The 21,080-nt window shown below is 70.0% G+C and carries 18 protein-coding genes and 3 pseudogenes; 11 read left to right on the top strand and 10 right to left on the bottom strand.

Going from position 1 to position 21,080, the window contains the following annotated elements:
- Positions 1-71, top strand: a pseudogene (locus ABT360_RS13940) (YbaB/EbfC family nucleoid-associated protein); the annotation flags it as partial.
- 23 nt (positions 72-94) lie between these two features.
- Here the strand turns inward: ABT360_RS13940 and ABT360_RS13945 are convergent.
- The 6 genes from ABT360_RS13945 to ABT360_RS13970 all read right to left on the bottom strand — a co-directional run bounded on the left by ABT360_RS13945 (position 95) and on the right by ABT360_RS13970 (position 4,949).
- Positions 95-1,462 carry an MFS transporter gene (locus ABT360_RS13945; RefSeq protein ID WP_351814759.1) on the bottom strand — a complete coding sequence of 456 codons (1,368 nt, stop codon included), beginning with the start codon at positions 1,460-1,462 and terminating at the stop codon, positions 95-97.
- A complete protein-coding gene (locus tag ABT360_RS13950) occupies positions 1,462-2,607 on the bottom strand; it encodes a hypothetical protein (RefSeq protein ID WP_351814760.1) in 1,146 nt (381 codons plus the stop codon). Before ABT360_RS13950 ends, ABT360_RS13945 begins: the two co-directional genes overlap by 1 nt.
- 102 nt (positions 2,608-2,709) lie before the next feature.
- Entirely contained in the window at positions 2,710-2,988 is a 279-nt protein-coding gene (locus ABT360_RS13955) for a hypothetical protein (RefSeq protein ID WP_351814762.1), read from the bottom strand.
- Positions 2,989-3,023: 35 nt separating this feature from the next.
- A complete protein-coding gene (locus ABT360_RS13960; RefSeq protein WP_351814763.1) occupies positions 3,024-4,292 on the bottom strand; it encodes a hypothetical protein in 1,269 nt (422 codons plus the stop codon).
- A 99-nt stretch (positions 4,293-4,391) separates the two neighbouring features.
- Complete coding sequence (locus tag ABT360_RS13965) at positions 4,392-4,670, bottom strand: hypothetical protein (RefSeq protein ID WP_351814765.1); 279 nt, start codon at positions 4,668-4,670, stop codon at positions 4,392-4,394.
- Between the two features lie 54 nt (positions 4,671-4,724).
- Complete coding sequence (locus tag ABT360_RS13970) at positions 4,725-4,949, bottom strand: hypothetical protein (protein ID WP_351814767.1); 225 nt, start codon at positions 4,947-4,949, stop codon at positions 4,725-4,727.
- Positions 4,950-5,199: 250 nt separating this feature from the next.
- Here ABT360_RS13970 and ABT360_RS13975 point away from each other — a divergent pair, with 250 nt between their 5' ends.
- Positions 5,200-6,174, top strand: a complete 975-nt coding sequence (locus ABT360_RS13975; protein WP_351814769.1) for a helix-turn-helix transcriptional regulator — start codon at positions 5,200-5,202, stop codon at positions 6,172-6,174.
- Between the two features lie 39 nt (positions 6,175-6,213).
- Positions 6,214-6,558 (top strand): annotated as a pseudogene (locus ABT360_RS13980) (alpha/beta fold hydrolase); the annotation flags it as partial.
- Positions 6,559-6,838: 280 nt separating this feature from the next.
- Here the strand turns inward: ABT360_RS13980 and ABT360_RS13985 are convergent.
- On the bottom strand, positions 6,839-8,056 hold the full coding sequence (locus tag ABT360_RS13985; RefSeq protein ID WP_351814770.1) for a hypothetical protein: 1,218 nt from the start codon (positions 8,054-8,056) through the stop codon (positions 6,839-6,841).
- Between the two features lie 930 nt (positions 8,057-8,986).
- Between ABT360_RS13985 and ABT360_RS13990 the strand changes: the two genes are divergently transcribed.
- From ABT360_RS13990 to ABT360_RS14000, 3 genes are all read left to right on the top strand, one after another.
- On the top strand, positions 8,987-9,589 hold the full coding sequence (locus ABT360_RS13990; protein WP_351814772.1) for a DciA family protein: 603 nt from the start codon (positions 8,987-8,989) through the stop codon (positions 9,587-9,589).
- Positions 9,590-9,965: 376 nt separating this feature from the next.
- Positions 9,966-10,724 carry a DUF5131 family protein gene (locus ABT360_RS13995; protein WP_351814909.1) on the top strand — a complete coding sequence of 253 codons (759 nt, stop codon included), beginning with the start codon at positions 9,966-9,968 and terminating at the stop codon, positions 10,722-10,724.
- A 161-nt stretch (positions 10,725-10,885) separates the two neighbouring features.
- Positions 10,886-11,236, top strand: coding sequence for a hypothetical protein (locus ABT360_RS14000; protein WP_351814773.1), 351 nt, complete (start codon positions 10,886-10,888; stop codon positions 11,234-11,236).
- A gap of 55 nt (positions 11,237-11,291) precedes the next feature.
- Here the strand turns inward: ABT360_RS14000 and ABT360_RS14005 are convergent, their stop codons facing one another.
- Complete coding sequence (locus ABT360_RS14005; RefSeq protein ID WP_351814774.1) at positions 11,292-12,443, bottom strand: three-Cys-motif partner protein TcmP; 1,152 nt, start codon at positions 12,441-12,443, stop codon at positions 11,292-11,294.
- Between the two features lie 190 nt (positions 12,444-12,633).
- Here ABT360_RS14005 and ABT360_RS14010 point away from each other — a divergent pair, with 190 nt between their 5' ends.
- Positions 12,634-13,035, top strand: coding sequence for a DUF6896 domain-containing protein (locus ABT360_RS14010; protein ID WP_351814776.1), 402 nt, complete (start codon positions 12,634-12,636; stop codon positions 13,033-13,035).
- A gap of 5 nt (positions 13,036-13,040) precedes the next feature.
- Here the strand turns inward: ABT360_RS14010 and ABT360_RS14015 are convergent.
- A pseudogene (locus ABT360_RS14015) lies at positions 13,041-13,850 on the bottom strand (IS5 family transposase).
- A 483-nt stretch (positions 13,851-14,333) separates the two neighbouring features.
- Between ABT360_RS14015 and ABT360_RS14020 the strand changes: the two are divergent.
- Positions 14,334-14,606, top strand: a complete 273-nt coding sequence (locus tag ABT360_RS14020; RefSeq protein WP_351814777.1) for a DciA family protein — start codon at positions 14,334-14,336, stop codon at positions 14,604-14,606.
- 338 nt (positions 14,607-14,944) lie between these two features.
- Positions 14,945-16,780 (top strand): hypothetical protein, encoded by a 1,836-nt coding sequence (locus ABT360_RS14025; protein ID WP_351814779.1) that lies wholly within the window; start codon positions 14,945-14,947, stop codon positions 16,778-16,780.
- Between the two features lie 1,608 nt (positions 16,781-18,388).
- Here ABT360_RS14025 and ABT360_RS14030 read toward each other — a convergent pair.
- Positions 18,389-19,480 carry a hypothetical protein gene (locus tag ABT360_RS14030; RefSeq protein WP_351814781.1) on the bottom strand — a complete coding sequence of 364 codons (1,092 nt, stop codon included), beginning with the start codon at positions 19,478-19,480 and terminating at the stop codon, positions 18,389-18,391.
- A 95-nt stretch (positions 19,481-19,575) separates the two neighbouring features.
- On the opposite strand from ABT360_RS14030, the gene ABT360_RS14035 reads away from it, so the two are divergent.
- Together ABT360_RS14035 and ABT360_RS14040 are read left to right on the top strand one after the other, a co-directional pair.
- Positions 19,576-19,956 (top strand): hypothetical protein, encoded by a 381-nt coding sequence (locus ABT360_RS14035; protein WP_351814783.1) that lies wholly within the window; start codon positions 19,576-19,578, stop codon positions 19,954-19,956.
- A gap of 856 nt (positions 19,957-20,812) precedes the next feature.
- Entirely contained in the window at positions 20,813-21,022 is a 210-nt protein-coding gene (locus ABT360_RS14040) for a hypothetical protein (RefSeq protein WP_351814785.1), read from the top strand.
- The last annotated feature ends 58 nt before the right edge of the window (positions 21,023-21,080 follow it).

Raw genomic sequence — 21,080 nt, forward strand, 5'->3', positions numbered from 1 at the left:
TCGTCGTCGCCGCCGTCCAGGCCGCGAACGAGAACGCCCAGGCGCTCCAGCAGGCCAAGCCCGGCGCGCTTCGCCCACATCTCCTCCAACCGCCTTACGGGGCGGGTGCGGGTGCGGGGTGCAGGGGGGTCGAGCCGAGGTTCTGCTGGTCCTGGATGCCGAAGGTGGCCCAGAGGGCTGCGGCGAGCAAGAGGAGCGCGCCGAAGACGAGGTAGACCGGCCTGCCTCCGAAGCGGTCGAAGAGGAAGCCGGTGGCGAGGATCGCCCCGGCGCTGACGATGCGGATGACGGCGTCGAGGAGCCCGTGCCAGGTGCCGAGCAGGGCGGCGGGGGCACGGAGCTGGACGAGGAGTCCGGCCGACCTGAGGTACACGGTGAAGCCGAGGCCGAAGAGGACGAGGGCGGCCGCGAGGATCCACTGGCTCCCACCGAGCAGTGCCGCCGTCAGGGTGCCGGCGCCCGCGAGGGCGGTGGCCCAGCGGAGGCTTGAGTAGATACCCTCCGGGCCGGCCTTGGCGACGACGAGGCCGCCGATAATGGCTCCGATGGTGGAGAACGCCAGGAAGGAGCCGGCGCGGGCCGGCGACATGGCGAAGGTCTCCCTCATGAGGGGCAGCAGGGAGAGGATTACCGTCGATAGGGCGAGCACGGTCAGGGCGTGGAAGGTGAGGAAGCGGCGCCAGGCCGGGCTGGAGGCGAGTGTCCTAGCCACCGCGCGGCGGGACGGGAGGGGGGCGGGGGCGGACTCCTCTTCGGGCGCGATGCCGGCGGTCTTCACGCCGGTCGTCGCGCCGGAGCCCTGTGCGTGGACGGACTTCGGGTGAGCGGATCCCGGCTGCCGGACCACGACGGCGATGAAGCCGGCGAAGACGGCCAGGGCGAGGACCTGGAGGCCGGCGGCGACGAGGAGGGCCCGTGAACCGGGGAGCAGGGTGATGACCAGGCCCGCGGCGACCGGGGAGAGTAGTTCGGCCGCCGAGCGGATGGTTCCGCCGATGCCCTGGACCCGGACGAGGGTCTTGGCGTCGAGGATCCGCGGCAGGAGCACGAACAGGGCCATCTCCCCGATGTGGTGGACGAGGTCCACCGTGGCCGCCGCGACGACGATCGCCCACAGGTGGGATGAGAGGAACGTGGAGCCGATGCCGATGAAGACGAAAACGCCGATCTTGACGAGGTAGGCCACGACCAGGACGGTCTTCGGGTTGCCCCGGTCCAGTAGGGGGCCAGCCGCGATGGAGGCGACGACTTCCACGCCGTAGCCCACGCAGTACACCAGGCCGACCGTGCTGACCAGGCCGGAGAGGTCCAGGGCCAGGTTGGCGAACGCGATGTCGTAGATGCCCTCGCTCAGGGAACGGGACATGACGAGCACCGCGAAGACCACGAGGAGCAGCGTCAGCCAGCGTGACGCGGTGGGGAGCACGGTGCGGCCGGTCCTCGGCTCCTGCTCGGTCGCCATCACCGGTAGGCCAGCTCTCGGACGACGTTGCCCGCGAGAGCGGCGCCCGGCGCGTCGAAGGTCGGCAGTAATCCGTCGGCGGGGACCGGGACGAAGAGCTTGGGCAGGCGTGCGCCGCGGGAGTCGTGGACCTCGTACTCCACCCGGTAGTGGAGCGTCCCGCTGCCCCGGGCCCGCATGAGCACACCCGGTTCGATCGTCAGGACGACCCGCGAGTCTTGCGGGAAGGGGAGGATCTGGCTGGCCCCGAAGGTGGGAGAGTCCGCGCGGCGGTCGATAAGTTGGAGTTCCATCTCGGGATTGTCGTACAACAACGGGGACAGCTTCAGCGTGAGATGGGGATGGGCGCTGAAATACTGCGGCCAGGATGCCGGAATGTCGTGAACCATGGTGTCGGCGAGCCCGTTCTCGACGTTGGAGCCGATGCCGTACGAGTCGTCGCGAATGGACTGGTAGGAGCCGACCGCGGTGGTGACGGTGGCGAGTTCCGACGCGGGCAGGACGGGCTGCTGCCCGGCGAGGTCCCGGTCGATGAAGTAGCGGTGGAGCTCGCCGCCGATCTCGGCGGAGGCGACGACGCCCTGCTCGGTCGCACCGCCGAGCCAGCTGCGGGACACCAACTTGGAGATCAGGAACTGGGCCGCCGTCGGCAGTTCGAAGGTGTTGGCAACGGCCCGGGGGCGCGCGCGGTCCATGTCGGCGACGGAGTAGGTGGCGTTGTCGTCGAGCGGGGACCACTGCGACGCGGGGTCCTGCGGCGCGTGGAGGGAGTAGTCGTTGCGGGTGGTCACGGTGCCGAGCCGCTCGAACCAGTGCGCGTAGCCCGGCGGAACGGCCAGTACGCACGATCCGTCGGCCGGCACGTCGATCTCCAGCTTCCGGCCGTACTCCGGTGAGTCCGCCCGGCAGTCGTACATGTGGACGGTGACGGGTTCGGCGCCCGCCGGGCCGTAGAAGGAGAGCCGGTCGTACTGGCCGAGGTGTACCGCGTACTCCTCGTACGCGAAGTGCGGGCTGTGCACCATGTAGTGGTACGGCCGGTCGTTGCGGGAGGACCGGATGTGCCGCGCTCCCGGGAGGCCGGAGTCCTCGCCCGTCGTGCGGGTCTTGGTCATGATCAAGTGCGGCTTGGGGAGGGCGGACATGGGCGGCGTTCCTCTCTGCGGTGCTGGGATCCGAAGTGGTCGGAAGTGCCTGGGGCGGGCACACCGGACCGGTGCACCCGCCCCCAACGACTACCGCCGTGATCAGACGGTGGTGACGACGACGCCCTCCGGGAGGGCGGCCCTGAACTCCGCGAGGTCACCGAAGGAGCGCGAGGTGATCTGCTCCTCCGTGTCGGCGTCGATCATCGCCGAGGCGATCTTGCCGAGGATGCTGCGGAAGTACTCCGGGGTCTCGAAGTAGGGCTCCAGCGCGGAGCTCAGGCTCTCCAGGGCAGCGCGGGCGGCGGGGTCCGTGACGTCACCGGACATGGCGGCGAGCTCGGTCTTCCAGACAGCGGTCTCGACACTGGTGATCGACATGATGTGTTCCCTTCGGTGGGTTCTTCAGTCGTATTTCAGCGGGTGAGCGATATTGCCTTGGCTTCCATGCGCGCCAGCGCGTGGAGAGCCGGTCCGGGCAGGTAGCGGTCGCTGTCCTGCTCGGGCCTGCTGGCGTCGGCTTCGGACGGGTCGGCGGTGGTGACGTCGCGGCCGGGAGGGTGGTCCAGGGCCCAGGGTTCGAGGTCCAGGAGTTCCATCTCGGAGCGGAGCCAGACACGGCCGGTTCCGGTGAGCCGGTACCAGGTACCAGGGGGGACGCGGACCCCGATAGTGGGGTCCCCGAGGCGGATCACGGAGCGTTCGCCATCCGCGGTCACTACCTCGATCTGCGCGTCCGTGCTGCCCGCCAGCCAGGTGAGGCGGCGGCGGGAGTATTCGTGGCGGACGAATCGGCCGACGGCGCTGCCCTCGCCGGCGTCGGGGCCGTCCTCGGCCCGGCTGCCGTCGAGGTCCACTTCGAGGACGTCGGAGGTGCAGCTGTCGGTGGAGGGCACGACGGTGAAGGACTCCGGGCCCGTCAGCACGAAGTTGTTGCGGGAGGCCCACGCGTGGACGGCGTTCCCGGTCTCGGCGGCCCGCCACGCCGGCCTGAGCGTTGCGTAGGTGGTGCTGCCGCCGATGGAGACGCGGTACCGCGCGGCGTAGGCACCCTGGTCCTGCGCATTGGTCTGCTGAGACATCCGGGAGAGCAGCAGGTGGGCGGCGACCGGCAGCTTGTGGCGGTTGGTGCGCACCACGGGAGCCTGCTGAGAGGAGCGCAGGAAGGAGACGAGATCGTTGTCCGGTTCCCAGTCGGGGTTCTGGTCGGCATACCAGACCGGTTCGTCGCGGGTGACGACGCCGCCCAGGCCGTCGAGGGTGTGGGCGATGCCCTTGGGGATGATCAGGACCCGGTAGGGCGAGACGGCCATCTCGATGGTGATCTCGTCGCCGAGCTGGGGCGAGTCCTCGCGGCAGTCGATCAGGTGCACGGTGATCCGCTGGCCCTCGCCGAAGAAGGTGAGCCGGTCGTCCTGGCCTACATGGATGCCGTAGGCGGAGTAGGCGAAGTCCTTCTCGTGGGTGACGTAGTCGGTGATGCCCGGTCCGTTCGAGATGCGGGTCACCCGGACGACGCCGTTCGTGCCGTCGCTTTCGCTCACGTTCGTGGTCTCCAGCCGCGCTCCCGGCAGGGAGAACTCCATGGAGGTGACGTCATCGGGAACCTGGGAAGTCCCGATGTGGCGGCGTTCGGTAGTGCGGTCGAGCGCCGTACGCGGCCCTGCGTCAGCGGTTTCGAGCATGGTGGGTTCCTCTCTCTTGCCTTCATGGTGGTGGCCGACGCGCGGGCCCGGGGGTGAGGAGAAGGGTGAAGGCGTCGTACGGGCGGGCGTCCTGCGCCGTCACCAGAACTCGCTGCCGTCGCCAGCGTCCGCGATGTCCGACAGCCGCCAGGCTGCGAGCCGTGGTGTGTGGGCGATGGCCCGCAGACACACCGCGCGGGCGGTAAGCAGGGCCTCGGCCTCGCATTCGGCGAGGACGAAGAGAACCAGGTCGACCCGGTCTCCGTCGACGCGTGTCCAGAGGTGCTCGATCCGGTCCGCGGAATCGAAGTGGGCGGTGAGGAGTTCCCTGAGGTCATCGGGCGCCGCAGGTGTTCCTACCAGCCGCATAGTGATCATGTACATGGCATCCTCGGGTGACCTGGCACCGTCGGCCTCCCGGTGGGATCGGCGTCAGAGCAACTGGCCGGCGCCAGCACCCTGACCGGTGTCGGTCCCGCCCTGGGGCCCCACCCAGCCGAACCCGTCGCCGGCCACGACCCGGGGCGTTACCCAGCCGAACCCGTCACCGGCGGACGTACGTCCGGCGTCCGGCGCCTCGTGGGAGACGGCTCCGGAGGTTCCGGCGGCGACGATGAGAGCGGCGGATGCGAGCAGGACTGCGGCGATCCGGAACATGACGGACTCCACCCTTAAGAATCGGCTTATTTATCTTTCTTGTCGCGTTCGCCCCGTTCTGCGGGGTGTTGGTTTGATGGCATAAGCCTGTCCCACGGTGGTGGCGGTGTCACTAGCTGCAGACGGGCGTCAAGACGCCAGGCGGGTAGACGCCACCTTGGACCGCCATGCGGGCTTGAGCGCGTCCTGGCTGTGCGGAAGCCTGGACTCACTGATGCTCCTGACCGAGTCCTGACCGAAGGGAGACCACATGCTGCAATTACTCGGGCTTTCGCCCCATGCCGAGACCGTCTACCGGGCAACCCTGCTGCACCCCGACCACGGGGTCACTGATCTGATGGCGGACACCGGACTCCAGGAGGGGGTGATCCGCGCCGCGTTCGACGAACTGGCTGCGCTCACTCTGCTCAAACCATCCGACCAGCGCGGGGGAGGACTGCGTCCCGTCAGTCCGGAAGTCGGCCTCACTACCCTGCTGGCCTCTGCCGAAGCCGATCTCGCGGCGCGCCTGGCCCAGGTGGAGAACACCCGCGCCGAGATCGCGGCGATGGCCGCCGAGCACCTCGGCACGCGCATGTCGGACAGTGCCACGAGGCTCGAAGGTCTCGACGCCGTCCGTATCCGGCTGGAGGAACTCCAGCGGACGACCGAGTTCGAGTGCCTGTCCCTCAACCCCGGTGGCGCGCACCGGCCCGACGCCCGCAATGCCGCGACCCCCCTCAACGAGGAGGCGCTGCTGCGAGGCGTGGCCATCCGGGCCGTCTGCCGCGACAGCGTCCGCAACGACCCCGACACCCTCGCCTACGCCCGCTGGCTCATCGAGCACGGCGGGCAGATGCGCACCATCCCCGCCGTGCCCATCCAGATGATCATCGTCGACCGCCGGGCCGCGATTCTGCCCCTGGACCCGGAGGACCCGCGCAAGGGCGCGATCGAGGCGCACAGTTCCGGCATCATCACCGCCCTGTGCGCCTTGTTCGAGCTGTGCTGGTCGACGGGGACGTCCTTCGGTGAACAGCCGCCCGCCAACTACCACGGGTGCACCCCGACGGAACGCGCGCTGCTGAACATGGTCGCCGCCGGGGACACCGACGAGGCCGCGGCCCGCAACCTAGGCATCTCGGTGCGCACGGTCAGCCGGATGATGTCGAACCTGATGGAGCGACTGGACGCGGCCAGCAGGTTCCAGGCCGGCGTGAACGCCACGAAGCGCGGGTGGCTATAGGAACGGCCGGTGTCGGAAGGGGACGCCGGCAGGTCCGAGAAGGATGGCGACACCACCGAGCCGAAGGCCGAGCTGAAGCTTCCGCCCCAAGCAGCGGCGCGGGCCGAGCAGACGATGGCCAACCTGCCGTACTTCGTCGGGCGGATCGTGCCCAGCTTCATGTCCTACGCGCCGGACACCCGTCGGCTGGAGGAGCTGTCGGACCGGCTCGTGATCGCCGGTGGCCAGGACTCACACGGTGAACTGCCCTACCGCTCGGCAGCTTTCCTGGCCGAGCGTCTCGGCATGGAGCTCCAGCACTTCCCCGGCGGGCACATCGGACTGACCACGCACCCGGCAGAGTTCGGCGAGCTCCTGCGGAAGGCCTTCCGAGCCTCGATCTGATTCGCGCATGACCTGGTCGACTCCGTCGGAGGCGGTCGAAGGAAGTGACACGATCCTGAGACTCAACTCATCCGTCACTGTCTGAGACAGGAGGGAGAACAGCAGGTCACAGCATCGCCATATGACAGCGAACGGGAGAACTTACACTGTAGTCGGTTGGCGCGCTCCTTCTTTACGGCGTAAAGAAGGAGCCGTATCCGTCGGCCGTGTGCACGGCTGACGGCGAACGCCGCAAAGGTGGGCGAGGGCAGGTGAATCCGTCCCGCGCCGAAGCAGCCCGTCAGGGGGTCTGCGCACCGGCGGGTGCGGGGTCCAGAGAGTCGAGGAGTTCTCCGAAGGTGATCTTCTCTTCGTCGTACTCGAAGGTCATCGCGGCGGCGAGCGCTGCCCACCGGTCGGTGCTTCGTCCGCAGCGGTCCGGCAGGATCTTCAACGCGATCTCGGGTTCGCTCCGGGAGAGGATCTCGACGGCGGGGATCTGGAGCAGGTGCTCCGGGGTGTGGTGACGGGACTTGACGACGGCCCGGTAGATCTCGGAGCGCGAGAGGATGTCGCCGGTGGCGGGGGAGTCGAGCCAGGACTGCAGGACGGCTGCGGGGTCGGGGTGCTCGGCGAGTTCGTCGTTACTCACCAGGCGCAGCACACCGTCGTCCTCGTCCTCGTCGGCCGGGACGGCCGCCGCCGCGCTGAGGAACCAGTCGGGGCCGTCGGCCCTCTCGGCGATCCAGGCCAACTCCGCGGGGTGCAGCCCGTCCAGGACGTCGGTGACGGCGGCGTGCGGGGTGTGCGGGTTGGCGGCGAGGGCGGCCAGGGCCTGGACGCGGCGGTGCTCGTAGTGGCGTTCCAGGAGCTGGGCCGGGCGGTCGTGGTCGGGATCGACGTTGTCGATGATGCGGATCAGGGTCCGGCTCGGCGCGGGAGAGACGACGGCCGGCTGATCCAGACAGGCGAGCTGGGCGCAGGCCCCGGCGAGATGGTCGGGGTTGGCGCTGAGGAGGGCCAGGTCCTCCGCGAGGCGCAGGATGCGGCCGTCGAAGTCGTGGTTGCCGGCCTGTTTCTCGGGCGGGCTGAGCAGCTGGCCGTGGGCCACGAGGGCGTCGGCGGCCGCGTGCAGCTGGTCGGCGGCGAGGTTGGCCAGGCGCGGGTTGTTGCGGACGCGGTGGGCGATGTGGTGCAGGGTCCGGCGGGCGGTCACCTGCGGGTTGGGCAGTTCGGCCAGCTCGGGCAGGCACAGTGCAGGGAGGCAGGCGTGCAGCAGTTCCTCGCTGAGAGCGGGAGCCAGCTCGGCGGGGAGTTCCTCGCCGTCGGGGTCGGCGGCGAGGAGCCGGGCGTCCTCGAGCGCCTGGGTCTCGGCCTGGTCCAGCAGCAGGTGCTGGACGGCCGGCCCGAGCGTGGGGTGTGCGGTGAGCTCCGCCCACCGCTCGGGGCACCGGGCCAGCATCGCCCAGCCGCTGTGGTCGGCCAGGTCCAGCGACCAGTCCTTCGAGAAATCGGACACGGCCTCCCAGCCCTCTTCGGGCTCCGGGTGGAGCAGGTAGGCTCGCGCTCGTCCTCGTCGTCGTCCGGTTCACCTCCGCTCGCGCGGAGAGCACGTGGCCGTTCACGACGACGATGCCGCGTACGACGGTTCACCTCCGCTCGCGCGGAGAGCACTCCGTCACCGGCCGCTCGGGGCGGGCCAGCAGCGGTTCACCTCCGCTCGCGCGGAGAGCACCCTTTGTGAGCCGGGGGTTTATAGGAGCTTTGCAAGTTCTTTACTCGGGCGATTGTGGTGGCTGGGCTTTTCCTGCATGCGACTTCGGGCCTCGCTGTCAGTGGGGGTGCTAAGTCTGTCCGTGCGATGAAGCGCGAGCACATCGTAATGAGTGATTGGCCGGGGTCTGCCGCAGCGCCAGCTGTGCGCGGAGCCGCGGTGCGATGAGGGCGTGCTGCTTGACTCCGGCCGGGACTGCCCGCGCTACGAGGACCGGCAGGAAGACCGCCGTTCGCAGCGCCGCGCGGTCGCGGCCGCCGTCGAGACCGCGATGCCACACGCCTCCGAAGCGGAGCGTCGGGCGGCCACCGAGCAGCAGTTGCACGATACCGTGACCGCCCAGGCGTGGGCCAAGGCCCGCCGGTGGGAGCAGGTGTGGGAGCAGCGGGCCGCCGCTGCCGCCCGCGCCGCGCCCGGCCGCCGTCGTCCCCGCTCCGCAGCCGTAGCCCGCCGACGTCGACGAGGACCAGGCGCTGGTCCTCGAGGAGCTCACCCGGGAGCAGGTCCTGGACTGGCGCAACCGCGCGGCCGCCGACCACCAGCTGGTGTTCGACCACATCGACCGGTACGGCGAGCTGTCGGCGCAGCGCCTGTTCACCCGGGCGTTCGTCGCGCAGGTGCAGCGGCGGCCGGCCTTGGGCACCTGGACCTCGGCTACACGACCTGGGGGCAGGCATGAGCGACGGCGAGACGTCCGGCGTCGACCTGGCCCGGGTCGCGCTGCGGGCTGTGGAGGCGGCCCGGAAAAACGGCAACGGCCAGAAGGCGAGGAAGAAGCCGCGGGCCGTCACGGCAGTGCGGCGCGACGGGCGCGAGCCGATGGGCCTTGGTGCTGCGATCGGCGCGCTGGTCACCGAGCGGGCGTGGGAGCTCCCGGCCGCCGGCGCCACGCTGCGGGAGCGGTGGGCGGCCATCGCCCCCGAGCTCGCCGGGCACGTCGCCGCCGTGTCGTACGACCCGGACTCCGGCTGGCTCACTGTGTGCCCGGAGTCATCGGCGTGGGCGACGAAGGCCCGCCTGGAGCAGGCCCGTGTCATCGCGACCGCCAACAAGGCGGCGGGCCGCACCGTCGTGAGCTCCCTGCGGATCCTGCCGCCCGGTGCCGTGCCCGTCCCCGGTCCGACGGATGCTGTCCCGGCGGACCCGGCCGCTTCCGCGCCCACCGGTCCGGCGAAGACCAGGGAGACGGCGTGCGAGGGCTACCGCCGCGCGCTTGCCGCGCTCCAGGAGGTCGCGGTGCCCCCGCCGGGTAGACCCGGGCATTGCAGAAGCGGTTGAGCGGCAGAACCGTGCGATGCGCGAGCTCAGCCGCCGCGCGTTCCCCGAACCCGACGTCGTCGTCCCGGGCGATGCGCCGACCCCGATCGAGCAGGCCCGCGTCCAGCGCCCGCTGCCAGGCTGCGGCCACCGAGGCCGCCGCCCTGCGCCGGGCCCGTGCTGAACGCGCCGGGGCAGTCATTCCCGCGGTGTCACACGCTCGGCAGGCATCTGGTGAAGTGGCATGAATCGATGCCTTGATGGCCCCGGAGCCCGGACCTGCGGCGCCAGCCAGGGGTCGTTTCAGCAATGCGGAGGGCTCGAGGATGGTTGGATGGCGATGCCGCTGCGGATGTGCCAAGGGGCCGGGACGGGCGGGCGAGATGGAGGCGAACCAGTGAGTGACCGGAGTTCCATTGAGTGGACCGAGGCGACCTGGAACCCGACGACCGGATGTGACCGGGTCTCGTCCGGCTGCGACAACTGCTACGCCCTGACTCTTGCGAAGCGGCTCAAGGCAATGGGGTCGGCGAAGTACCAGAACGACGGGGACCCGCGGACCTCGGGGCCGGGATTCGGGCTAACCGTGCACGCGGATGCGCTGACGGTCCCCTACAGGTGGAAGAGCCCGAGGACCGTGTTTGTGAACTCAATGTCGGATCTGTTTCACGCGCGGGTGCCGCTGGACTTCGTGCGTCGTGTGTTCGAGGTAATGGCCGACACCCCGCAGCACACCTATCAGGTGCTGACGAAGCGGGCACGCAGGCTGCGGCAGGTCGCGGATCGGCTGGAGTGGCCGGACAACGTCTGGATGGGGGTGTCGGTGGAGACTGTCAAGGAGCTCCCCCGCGTGGATGATCTGCGCCGGGTGCCAGCAGCTGTGCGGTTCCTGTCGTGCGAGCCGCTGCTGGGCCCGCTGGATGGACTGGATCTGGACAGGATCGGCTGGGTCATCATCGGCGGTGAGTCTGGCCCCGGCGCCCGACCTATGGATCCTGCCTGGGCCGCTGACCTGGTGCAGCTCTCCCGGCGAGCGGGCTGCGCCCCATTCGTAAAGCAACTGGGCTCCCGCTGGGGAGGCTCGCACAAGGACATCAAGACCTTTCCAGCCGATCTTCGCGTACGTGAGTACCCGGCCAAGCGCGCGTATGCGTGAGTTTGAGCTGGCTTACCTGGTAGGTGTAGTCGACAGCGATGGGTACGTCACCGTCCACTGGTCGGTGCGAAACGGCAAGGCGTACTACGCGGCTCGGTATCGGTGTTTCCGGAACGCGCCGGCAGCCACACGACCTCGCAGCTTCACTGTGGGGCGGCAAGGTGAGTCTCTACGAGCCGAAGAACACGTCCCATCGTGGCCAGTACCAGTGGAGCCGGACGGGTGACGCTGCTGCGCGCGCCATATCCGACCTTCAGCCATATCTGAGGGTGAAAAAGGAGCAAGCTCGCATCGCGCTGGAAGTGCAGAAACTTGTCGTGGCTGCCCGCAACAACACCCTGCCGACCCAGTCTCCCGCTGGATCGGATCTCGGATCCGTGCTCGCACGGCTGCGAGATGAGGTTGTCACCGTCCTCGATCAGGATCGACGAGCGTCAAGTCGCCGCGAATCTCTGGATGAGCAGACCCGCTCATCAGCACTGGAGATCGGCACGGATCTCGAGCCCTCATGACCGATCGTCTACTCAAAGCGGCCGCCTCCTGGACTGCCGGACCTAGAACCGACTGCTATGACCGAACGGGTGCAGACAGGATGACCCGGCTCTTGGACGTCAGCCGACCGGGGGAAGCCAGGCTGACGGATCCGCTCTGCACCATCTCCCTCGCCGCCTTGAGCGCGTGTTTGGGCATCCAGCGAGCAGTCTCCGTCAGCAGCCAGTTCCCAATCTCTTCCACCGTCGTGGGCCCGATCGCCAGGCGCTGTCCGACCAACTCCAGCAGTTCGGGGTTGGACAGCTCGGCGAGCTGGAAGATGTCGAGCTGTCCGTCGGCTTCGACACCGCGGTTGCGGGGGTCGCGGAAGCTCTCGCCATCGCGGTCGTCCACCTTCCACATGGCGTCCTTCATCGCCTCAAGCCCCTTGGAGCTTCCGGTGCCGAAGACGAGGTAGAGCGGCTGGCCAGTGCGGGGCTCGAGTTTGAAGTGCAGCTGGTAGCCGAAGCCTGCTCGGCGCAGGGCATCACGGAAGGTCTGGAGCCAGACGCGCCAACGCTCGTCCGGGCGCAGCTCGTCCGCGGCCGGCGTCCAAAAGCTGCGGCCGCCGAACACGGTGTCGAGGATGTCGGCGTTGAGTTCCTCGCGGCGGCTGAACCAGTTGGGGCCGAAGGTGGTGATGACTTCGCTGGACTTGTTGCGGGCGATGCGCGACATGACGTCCAGGGGGACATTGACACTTCCCCAGCTGTCAAAGATCCCCAGAATGGGGTGACCCCAGGCCCCGAGTTCATCCAGGATCGGCAGGCTGTCCCGGCCTGCCTCGCCGCGGCGTACTTCCACCCGCACCGGCAGGTCCTTGAGTGTGCCGAACCGGGAGCGCAATTCGGCGAGCAGGTGGTCGTGGCGGGCCCGGTCCTTCTCGATGAAGACCAGGTGGACTCGCTGGGGGCTGAGATTCATGCGGTCTACGGCGTGGTGGTGGAGCAGGCGGTCGAGGATGAAGACCGGGGAGCCGGCCTCCCCGTCTTCGTACCGGCCGGGGCCAGCGAACGCGTCCAGCAGTGTCACCCGCGGCCGGGAGTACCCCGTCTTCTGGGACGTCTGCAAGAGGATCGGCCACCAGGCGTCCAGGTAGCGCTGGTACAGCCGGTGCTTGGCCGCCGTCGCCGGCTCCAGCTTCCACAACACGCCCATGCGTCCTCCCCCTACAAGCCCGGACATCATTGCGGTGATTGTCTGATGACTCAGCGTGCGGACGCTAGACCGCGTCGCATCCGTAGAGAGCACGAGTACTTCCAGGGGTTCGACCACGCCACCTGGCCTTACTGATCGTTTCAGAATGCCGTCCTGCAGGGACGCTGGCGACCCCATGGAACAATCCCTTCAGCCACGGGCTCAGGGGGGATGACGCCGTATGGAACGGGTTGGGGCTGCGCGGGACCTCGTGCTCGGTTACGTCCACGCTCTGAACGCGATTGACGAGGCCATGAGGGGGGCGATCCCCTCGCTTGAGCGACTGGCGGATGTCGTCGGCCTGTCCCGTTCGCGCCGGATCAACCGGAGTGGGCACGTCGGCACCTACTCCTACTCGGTTCATGGGGCAGGGTGCCGCTTCGTGTGCGACAACGGCACTGAGGTCGATGTGGACTTCGCAGCCGACGGAAGCGAAGTCTTCGACCTCTGGCGGCTGCGCTGGTACGGGCTGAGCCTGCCGGAGCCTCTTGAGGTCACGGATCAGGACCTGCGGTCCGCAGTGCGGTCGCTGCAACCGCTTCTGGACGAGGTACGGCCGGGGTGGTTCAGCGTAGCCAACTGATCGCTTCAGGATGAGGTGCGCAGGCGGCGCAGGCATATGAGACTGCAGGCCAGTTCGAGCAGGCCCTGATGGAGATCGGCTCGTCGTTCGTAGCGAGTGCGGAGTCGTTTGAACTGGTGCAGCCAGGCGAAGGCTCGTCCGACGACCCAGCGCACCTTGCCCAGTCCGGACCCGTGGGCGACGCCGCGTCGCGCGATCAACGGCTTGATGCCCTGTTTCCACAGCAGGCGGCGGTACTTGTCAAAGTCGTAGCCCCGGTCGGCATATAGACGCCGGGGCTTGTGGCGGGGACGTCCCCGCCGGCCCCGGATCGACGGGACGGCGTCGAGTAGCGGCAGGAGCTGGGTGACGTCGTGCCGGTTGCCGCCGGTGAGGGTGACGGCGAGCGGGGTTCCGTGACGGTCGACAATCAGGTGGTGCTTGGAGCCGGGGCGGGCGCGGTCGACGGGTGAGGGGCCGACGTGATCCCCCCTTTGAGAGCCTGGACGTGCGACCCGTCCACGGAGCAGTCGTCCAGGTCCAGCAGACCGGCGCGGCGCAGCTCGGTCAGCAGGGCAGCATGCAGGCGCGGCCACACGCCGGCCTCGGTCCAGTCCCGCAGCCGACGCCAGGCCGTCACACCGGAGCAGCCCACCATCTCCGCGGGGACATCACGCCATGCGACACCGGTCCGCAGAACGTACATGACGCCGGTAAGTGCCGCTCGGTCAGGAAACGCGTAGCCGCTCGGGATAGCGGCGGCGCCGCTCAGGAGCGGGCGGCAGCAGCGGGGCCACCCGCTCCCACAGGTCGTCAGGAACAAGATCAGTGCGCACCCCGGACACCCTGCCGACCAAGATCGTCGAACACAAGACCCGCAGCTCAACTCATTCTGAAACGATCAGTTAGGCGACCGGGGCCGCCGTCGCTGTGCAAGGCCCGCGCGGAGAAGGACGGGCGCCGCGTCGCGCTGACGGCGATCGTTAGGTCGGGCCGGGCAGACACGGTCGCATCGGCGGGGCAAGGTGCCACAGCATCTGTGACCCCAACGGGTGAGGAGGCGGCCGCCCGGCTGTGCTCAGCGAGGCGGCTCGAGTAGGTCTACGGTGGACAGGCCGGCTTCGCCGTCGACGAGTTGGAGGGCGACTTCGGCGCGGGCTGCGAGGTCGCGGCAGAGCGCTGGTCGGGCGGGCACCCACTGCTACAGCTTTGGTGAAGAAGAACGGCGCTGGCCGTACGACGAAGCCGAAACGGCGCGGCACGGTTCTGCGGCGGGACGGCCGCGAGCCGCTTGGGCTGGGGCGGCGATCACGATGATGATGATCGAGCGCGGTCTGGTCGCCCCGGCCGCCGGCGGCAGCGTCCTTGTCCAGTGGGAGGCCGTCCTCGCCGCGGCCGCGCCCGAACTCGCCGGGCATGTCCAGGCGGTGAAGTTCGACGCGGACACCGGCCGCCTGGACGTCGCCCCCGACGCCCCGGCGTACGGCACGAAGGTGCGCTGGATCGCGCCGAAGCTGATCGCGGCAGCCAACGAGCAGGTGCCCGACGCGCGCGTGCGCACCCTGCACGTCCTGCCACCCGCCCCCGGGTAGACCGGCCCCGCCATAGCGGCCGCCGACCCGGCCCCGCCTCCGCCCACGCCCGCCGCGCCCACGCCATACTCAGCTCCATCGGCCGGCTACCGCCGCGCGATTGATGCGCACCGCCAGGCCGCAGCCACGGAGGCCGCCGCGCTGCGCCGGGCCCGCGCCGAACGAGCGGGGGCGACCGTGGCCTCGGCGCCTTCCCCGCGGCAAGCGGCCGGTGAGGTGGCATGAGCCGACGTCGTGAGGACGCGGCTCCGTCTCCGCTCGTCGGCCCGGCCGTCACTCGTTCGGCCGATGGTCGTTTCAGGGGGTGAGCAGCCGTTTCCGAGGGTGAGGGAGGCCCGGTGGGTCCATCATTTGTAATCGAGAAGCTGGAGTTCCGGCGAGGGGAGGTCTGGCAGGTCCGCTACTTCAAAGGCCTGGTGACCTTCCTGGTGGGCCACTCCGGAGCGGGGAAGTCCACCGCCTTGGAAGCGCTGCTCTACCCGCTGGGCCTGACGACGGCGACGATCATGCCGGAGGTTGCCGCCTGCGCCCAGATCCGGCTCACCTTCCGCGTTGCCGGCACTCGCTGGCAGGCCACCCGCAGCCCCGCCAACCCGAAGGCACGGGTGTCGCTGAAGAACCTCGACGACGACACCGAGCACTCGCTGCCGGTGAAGAGCACGAAGGCCGGGGAGGTGACCGCCGGCGCCTTCGTCCAGGACCTCCTGGGCCTGCCGCGGGCGGCCCGCGGCACCACCCGCCTGGAACTGGATACCTACTACAACACCGTCCTGGCGCTGCGGCAGCACACCATCGCCTTCGCCTTCCTGGGCGGCGGGAAGGACGAGGAGCGCATCCTGGCGCTGGAGGCCATCTTGGGCCTGTGGAATCCGGACCTCGCCGGCCTGGAGAAGAACGCCGCCGAGACCACCTCCCGCTTCACCAAGGCCAAGGCGGAACTTGCGTCGTACAAAAAGCTGCGGGACAGGGGCAGCGTCGCCGACCCGGACCGGCTCCGCGCTGACCTTGAGCAGAAACAACGCGAGCACACCGCGGCGGCCGAGGCCTGGCAGAGGGCTGACGCGGCCCTGAAGGCCGCGATCGGGGAGCACGGTCGGCTCGTCGCCATGCACAAGGAGGCCGACGCCGACCGCCGTAAGGCCGGCAAGAAGGCCACGGCGGCTCATGAGAAGCTGCACGGCGCGACCGCCGAGCACGCCCGGGCCGAAGGCGCCCTCGGCGAGCTGCTTGAGCCGCCCGCCGAGGATTGCTCTCGGTGCGGCCAGGCCCTGCCCGAGCGGGAGCCGGGTCGGTGCCGGCAGTGCGGGCAGCTCTGCCCAGACGCCGCCGACCAACGCGAGCGGAAGATCGCCGCCGCCCGCGCGAAGAGCGAGCGCCTAAGACTGAAGCTGCAGAGCCTGCGAGACGCCTTGACCTCCGCCTCGGCGGCAGCGGGCCGGGCTGAGGAGGCGGTCGCCGCCGCGCTCAAGGCCCGCGACGCCTACGACCAAGACAGCCTGCAGCCGGCCCGAGCCGCCGCCCAGCAGGCCGAGAAGACCGCTCACGGACTGAGCCGCGACGTCGCCCGGCTCAAGCAGTGGCTGGACTCCTTCACCTACCTCACCGATCAGCAGAAGGTGGTCGACATCGCCAAGACTGCGATGGAGGACGCCAAGGCCGCCCGGGACGCCGCCCTCACCGCGCACGAAGTACGGCGTAAGGAGCTCATTGCCCGCTGGACCGAGTTCTTCCTCATCCGGCTGCAGCAGATCAACCCCGATGTCGAGACCGCCCACATCAACCCCGCTGACTTCACCACCCGTGTCAAGGAACGCGACCAGCCCGACAAGGCCTTCAGCGAGAGCTCCGTCGCCGGCAGCCCCAAAGTCGTCACCAACGTCGCGATGCTGCTGGCCCTGCGCGACCTCGGCCGCACCGAGGCAACCGTCCACGTTCCCCCGCTGCTGATCGTCGACTCGCCGCTCGCCGATCTCGGGGCCGTCGACCAGGCCACCGGACTGCGGCTCATCGACACCCTCATCGACGTCGCCGGGGACCCCTCGGCGGACGGATACGGCTGTCAGGTGATCGCCGCCACCAACGACCCCCTGCCCCGCGCCTACCCCGGCGTCCGCGACATCTCCGTCGACACCGACAACCGCTTTTTCGACCACGCACCCCGCACGGACTACTGACCACCACCGCCACCCGCACCGGCATAAGCCGCTCCGCGCCCGCTGAGAGACCCGTCCCTCAGCGGTCGCACGCGCATGTGTGGGAGCAGCACCTAGTCCGTGAGGGCCCCACAGATATGCGGCAAAGGGCCGACTGCTCTGCGCACGAGGGCGATCGGCTAAGACTGCTTGCGGCGTTCCTCGGCTTCGCGAGACACCTTGTTGACCAAGTTCCAGAACGCGTCCGCCTGTCCTCCGCTCGAAGCTGAGCGAGGAACGGCCCCCACACCGAAGAGCTGGGCTACGCGTCGCTCCCAGCAACCACGGCATTGACAGTCGCCGGCGGTGTGGGCCGGATGCGTTCGGTCGGCCGTCTCGTAGACCAGGGCTGCGAGGGCCTCTGCCCGCTCCCTCCACTGCCGCGCGTCGGAATGGGCCCTCGATGCCTGCTCCTCTGCGCGCCGCTTGGCACCGATCATTGCCCAGTCACGGCCACCGCCGTAGTAGCTCACCGCTCACCCTCCACTTGCTGCACCCCATGTGCCTCACACTGGACAACGGCGTCTTCGGTGAGCAGGACACGCGACACCAGGCCTTCGACGTCGTACCACCGCTGCCCGCCACGCGCTGCCCACCGAGGGCCGACACGGGTCCAGCTGCCAGCCACCTGACGGCACACAGCCCCGCACTGGCTACCCGCCAGCCGTCGACCCCTCCGACCGGCTGCCGGTCCCCCAGCCAGCTGCGGCCCGCCGCCTGGCCGTGTGCCGCCGCCCCTTCAGCCGACCGCTGAAACCCCCAGTTCGTTGGCTGGTGCTGGCTCGCCACAGAGCCGCCGCGGCGTTCCCGCGCCCCCAACTGCTCGCCACCACCCACCTGGACCGGGCCCATGCAGCCGTACCGGCTTCGGGCTCCGAGCACCCGCAGCCCGGCTGGTCCACGCCGACGCCGGCCGCAGTCCGGACGCCTTGCCGCCGCAGTCGCGCCGCCGTACGCCGTCCCTGGGGCTCGACGTCTTCGCGCCGGCTGCCCGGCTGCCCGGCCGGGCCAGACGAGGCAGGCGCGGCGGGACAAGGCCGGGGATGAGTGATGCACCGGGCCGCAGGTCCGTATGGGATGACCCGTTAGGCGATCTTCGCCCGTGGCGGGCGGCGTCGCGCGGGTGCCGGGCGTGGGAGCCGGAACCGGGCCAACGGCGGCGACCCGCTGGTCGGAGAACTGCAGCACGTCCGTGCCTGTGGCGACGGGCCGGGCGGCCCCGGCCTGCGGACGCCAAGCGCTGGTCGGCGCTGGCGGGGCGGCTGCACAAGAGCGGGTGGTTGGCGAAGCACCCCGCTCAGGACGTGCGCGTGTGGGCGGGCGCGGGGTCCAGGGAGTCGAGGAGCGACCGAAGGCGATCTTCTCGTCGTCGTAGTCGAAGGTCATGGCGGCGGCGAGGGCCTCCCACCGTCCCGTGCTGCGCCCGCAGTGGTCCAGCAAGATTTCCAGGGCGACGTCGGGTTCGTGGCGGGCGAGAACCTCGTCGGCGGGGATCTGGCGCAGGTGCTTCAGGGTGCGGTAGCGGGGCTTCACGACGGCGCGGTAGACCTCGGAGCGGGAGAGGATCTCACCGGTGGCGGGGGAGTCGAGTCAGGACTGCAGGACGGCCGCGGGGATCGGGGTGCTTGCCGAGTTCGTCGTCGTCCACCAGCCGCACCACACCGTCGTCCTCGTCTTCGGGCACCGGGACGGCGGCCGCCGCGGCCAGGAACCAGTCGGGCCCGCCGGCCTTCTCGGCGATCCAGGCCAGCTCGGCGGGGTGAGCCCGTTCAGGACGTCCACGACGGCGGTGCGCGGGGTGTGCGGGTTGGCAGCGAGGGTGGCCAGGGCCTGGACCCGGCGGTGCTCGTAGTGGCGTTCCAGGAGCCGGGCTGGGCGGTCGTGGTTTGGATCGACGTTGTCGAGGACGCGGATCAGGGTCCGGCTCGGCGTGGGGGAGACGACGGCCGGCTGATCGAGCCGGGTGAGCTGGGCGCAGGCCCCGGCGAGGTGGTCGGGGTTGGTGCTGAGGAGGGCCAGGTCCTCGGCGAGGCGGAGGGCACGGCCGTCGAACTCGTGGTCGCCCTCCTGCTTGTCAGCCCAGGTGAGCAGCTGGCCGCGGATGACGAGCGCGTCGGCGGCGGCGTGCAGCTGGTCGGCGGCGAGGTCGACCGGGCGCGGGTTGTTGCGGACGCGGTTTGCGAGGTGGTGCAGGGTCCGGCGGGCGGTCACCTGCGGGTTGGGCAGGTCAGCCAGCTCGGGCAGGCACAAGGCCGGAAGGCAGGCGAGCAGCAGATCCTCGCTGAGAGCGGGCGCCGGGGCGGCGGGGAGTTCCTCGCCATCCGGGTCGGCGGCGCGAAGCCGGGCGTCCTCGAGGGCCTGCGACTCGGCCTGGTCCAGCAGCAGGTGCTGGACAGCCGCCCCGAACACGGGGTGCGCGGTGAGCTGCGCCCACCGCTGGGGACACCGGGCCAGCATCGCCCAGCCGGCGCGGCCGCCCAGCTCCAGCGACCAGTCCTTCGAGAACGCGGACACGGCCTCCCAGCCCTCTTCCGGCTCGGGGTGAAGAAGGTACGCGGCGAGCGGTGTGAGGCAGGCTTCCAGGATGGCGTCGAACAGTTCTGGCGGCACGGGCGGGGCCGGCGCGGCGCCCTTGGCGCGGGTGTAGCGGTCGGGGTCCCAGTTCCGGACGACCTGTTCCACCTCGTGCTCGGGAGACGGGACAGGAGCGCGATCGCCGACTCGAACTGGCCGGGGTGCCATGCCAGAGCGGAGATCAGCCCGGCCCAGACCCGGCGGTGCCGCAGGATGGCGGGCACGTCGGCGACGGTCACAGTGCCGTCGACCGCCAGGGCGGCCAACGTCTTCTCGTCGGCGTGCACCAGGAGCTGGCCGCGCAGCCGCTTGGCAGAGGTCCGGGCCAGCAGCGCGGGCAGCGCGGCCTTGAGGGCGTCCAGGGTGAAGCGGCCGCAGTCGCAGAACCCCATGCGCTGGGCCAGCGCGAGGGATTCCTCCTGGGGAAGGAGGTTTGCGATGGCGTCGACGGCAACGAAGCCGAAGTCGATCACGACCTGGTAGGCGTGATGGCACACGGTCGGGTCGGCGGCGAACTCGCCGGTCAGCGGAGCGTGCGGGCGTTTGACAACTGGCGGCCGCGGCGCGCGGCGGCGAGGGCGTGAGGACGGCATGCCGCGTTCAACAGGCTGACACACGGACGGACACCGCCGCTTCCCCCACTTGGCGTACCGGCGTCCGGCCGACCGGCTCCAGCCCAGCCGATGCTTTACGACGTAAAGAACACATCGGCAGCCAACGAGCGCGTGCAGGGTGCAAACGTTCGCGCTGTCCACGTCCTGGCGCCCGCGCCCGTGAAGGCCCGCCCCGCCACGGCGGCCGCTGGCGTCGCGCTGCGTCAGGCCCGCGCCGAACGAGCTGGGGCAGCCCTGCCCGGCCGTCGGCTTCGGACGTCACCATCGTGCGCCGCGACGGCACCCAGGAGACCCGGCCAGCCTTGGTCCTGCGGCTGTCCTGGGAATCGTACGACCCCGCCCGCGCCAACCCCCGGGAGACGGGGAAGTCGGTGAAGAAGTGCGCCAGCTGCGATGGGGAGTTCAAAGAAGGGCAGCGGAAGCAGCGCCGGTATGACGCGTGGCGGCGCCTGCCCGGCGAGTGCGTCTCGAAGGCGGTGCAGCCGGTCCAGCCCCGCCCGACGGGCCGGAAGGTTCCCCTGCACGAGAAGGTCGCCCGCCGGTTCTGGATCCGCCAGCGCTGCCCGCTCTGCGGCGCGAAGGCCGGGCAGGACTGCACCGACGCGGGCGAGCCGGGCGGCAAGGAGGTCCGGCGCGAGTACGGCCATGACGAGCGGATCGAGCCGACGACTGATCCGCCGCGCTGTATTCGGCCAGGTCCGATGGCTTTGTGCCATTCGTCGGCAACCCGCCTCCAACATCAATCAGGCCCCGCTACACAAGAACGCTGGGGTGCGCGCTGCCGCCCCCGCCTGTGGTGGCCGATCGTTGGGGGAGGTCTGGACGGTTGCTGACCATCAACGTGGCCGTGCTGCTCGCAGTCATAGTCTTCTTCCGGCTGCGCCGCCGTACGCAGGCCCGCAGCCGGAACGAGGAGAGGACCACTGCCGTCATCATCCTGGCCCTGGGCGTCCTGATCGCACCCACCCCGGCGGGTCAGGGAATCTTAAACATCGTGGGACAGCTTGCGAGCGGCGTCACCCAGGCCGGCCGATGAGCCCTGGCACACGCACGGGCCGGACGGCGCCCGCTGGCGCGCACTGCGGGGCACGGGT

Source organism: Streptomyces sp. NPDC000229, assembly GCF_040300825.1.
Lineage (GTDB): Bacteria > Actinomycetota > Actinomycetes > Streptomycetales > Streptomycetaceae > Streptomyces.

Bases quoted from the DNA above. Each gene is read 5' to 3' on its own strand.
- ABT360_RS13945 (WP_351814759.1), bottom strand. From the start codon at position 1,462: ATGGCGACCGAGCAGGAGCCGAGGACCGGCCGCACCGTGCTCCCCACC.
- ABT360_RS13950 (WP_351814760.1), bottom strand. From the start codon at position 2,607: ATGTCCGCCCTCCCCAAGCCGCACTTGATCATGACCAAGACCCGCACG.
- ABT360_RS13955 (WP_351814762.1), bottom strand. From the start codon at position 2,988: ATGTCGATCACCAGTGTCGAGACCGCTGTCTGGAAGACCGAGCTCGCC.
- ABT360_RS13960 (WP_351814763.1), bottom strand. From the start codon at position 4,292: ATGCTCGAAACCGCTGACGCAGGGCCGCGTACGGCGCTCGACCGCACT.
- ABT360_RS13965 (WP_351814765.1), bottom strand. From the start codon at position 4,670: ATGATCACTATGCGGCTGGTAGGAACACCTGCGGCGCCCGATGACCTC.
- ABT360_RS13970 (WP_351814767.1), bottom strand. From the start codon at position 4,949: ATGTTCCGGATCGCCGCAGTCCTGCTCGCATCCGCCGCTCTCATCGTC.
- ABT360_RS13975 (WP_351814769.1), top strand. From the start codon at position 5,200: ATGCTGCAATTACTCGGGCTTTCGCCCCATGCCGAGACCGTCTACCGG.
- ABT360_RS13990 (WP_351814772.1), top strand. From the start codon at position 8,987: ATGAGCGACGGCGAGACGTCCGGCGTCGACCTGGCCCGGGTCGCGCTG.
- ABT360_RS14005 (WP_351814774.1), bottom strand. From the start codon at position 12,443: ATGATGTCCGGGCTTGTAGGGGGAGGACGCATGGGCGTGTTGTGGAAG.
- ABT360_RS14010 (WP_351814776.1), top strand. From the start codon at position 12,634: ATGGAACGGGTTGGGGCTGCGCGGGACCTCGTGCTCGGTTACGTCCAC.
- ABT360_RS14020 (WP_351814777.1), top strand. From the start codon at position 14,334: ATGATCGAGCGCGGTCTGGTCGCCCCGGCCGCCGGCGGCAGCGTCCTT.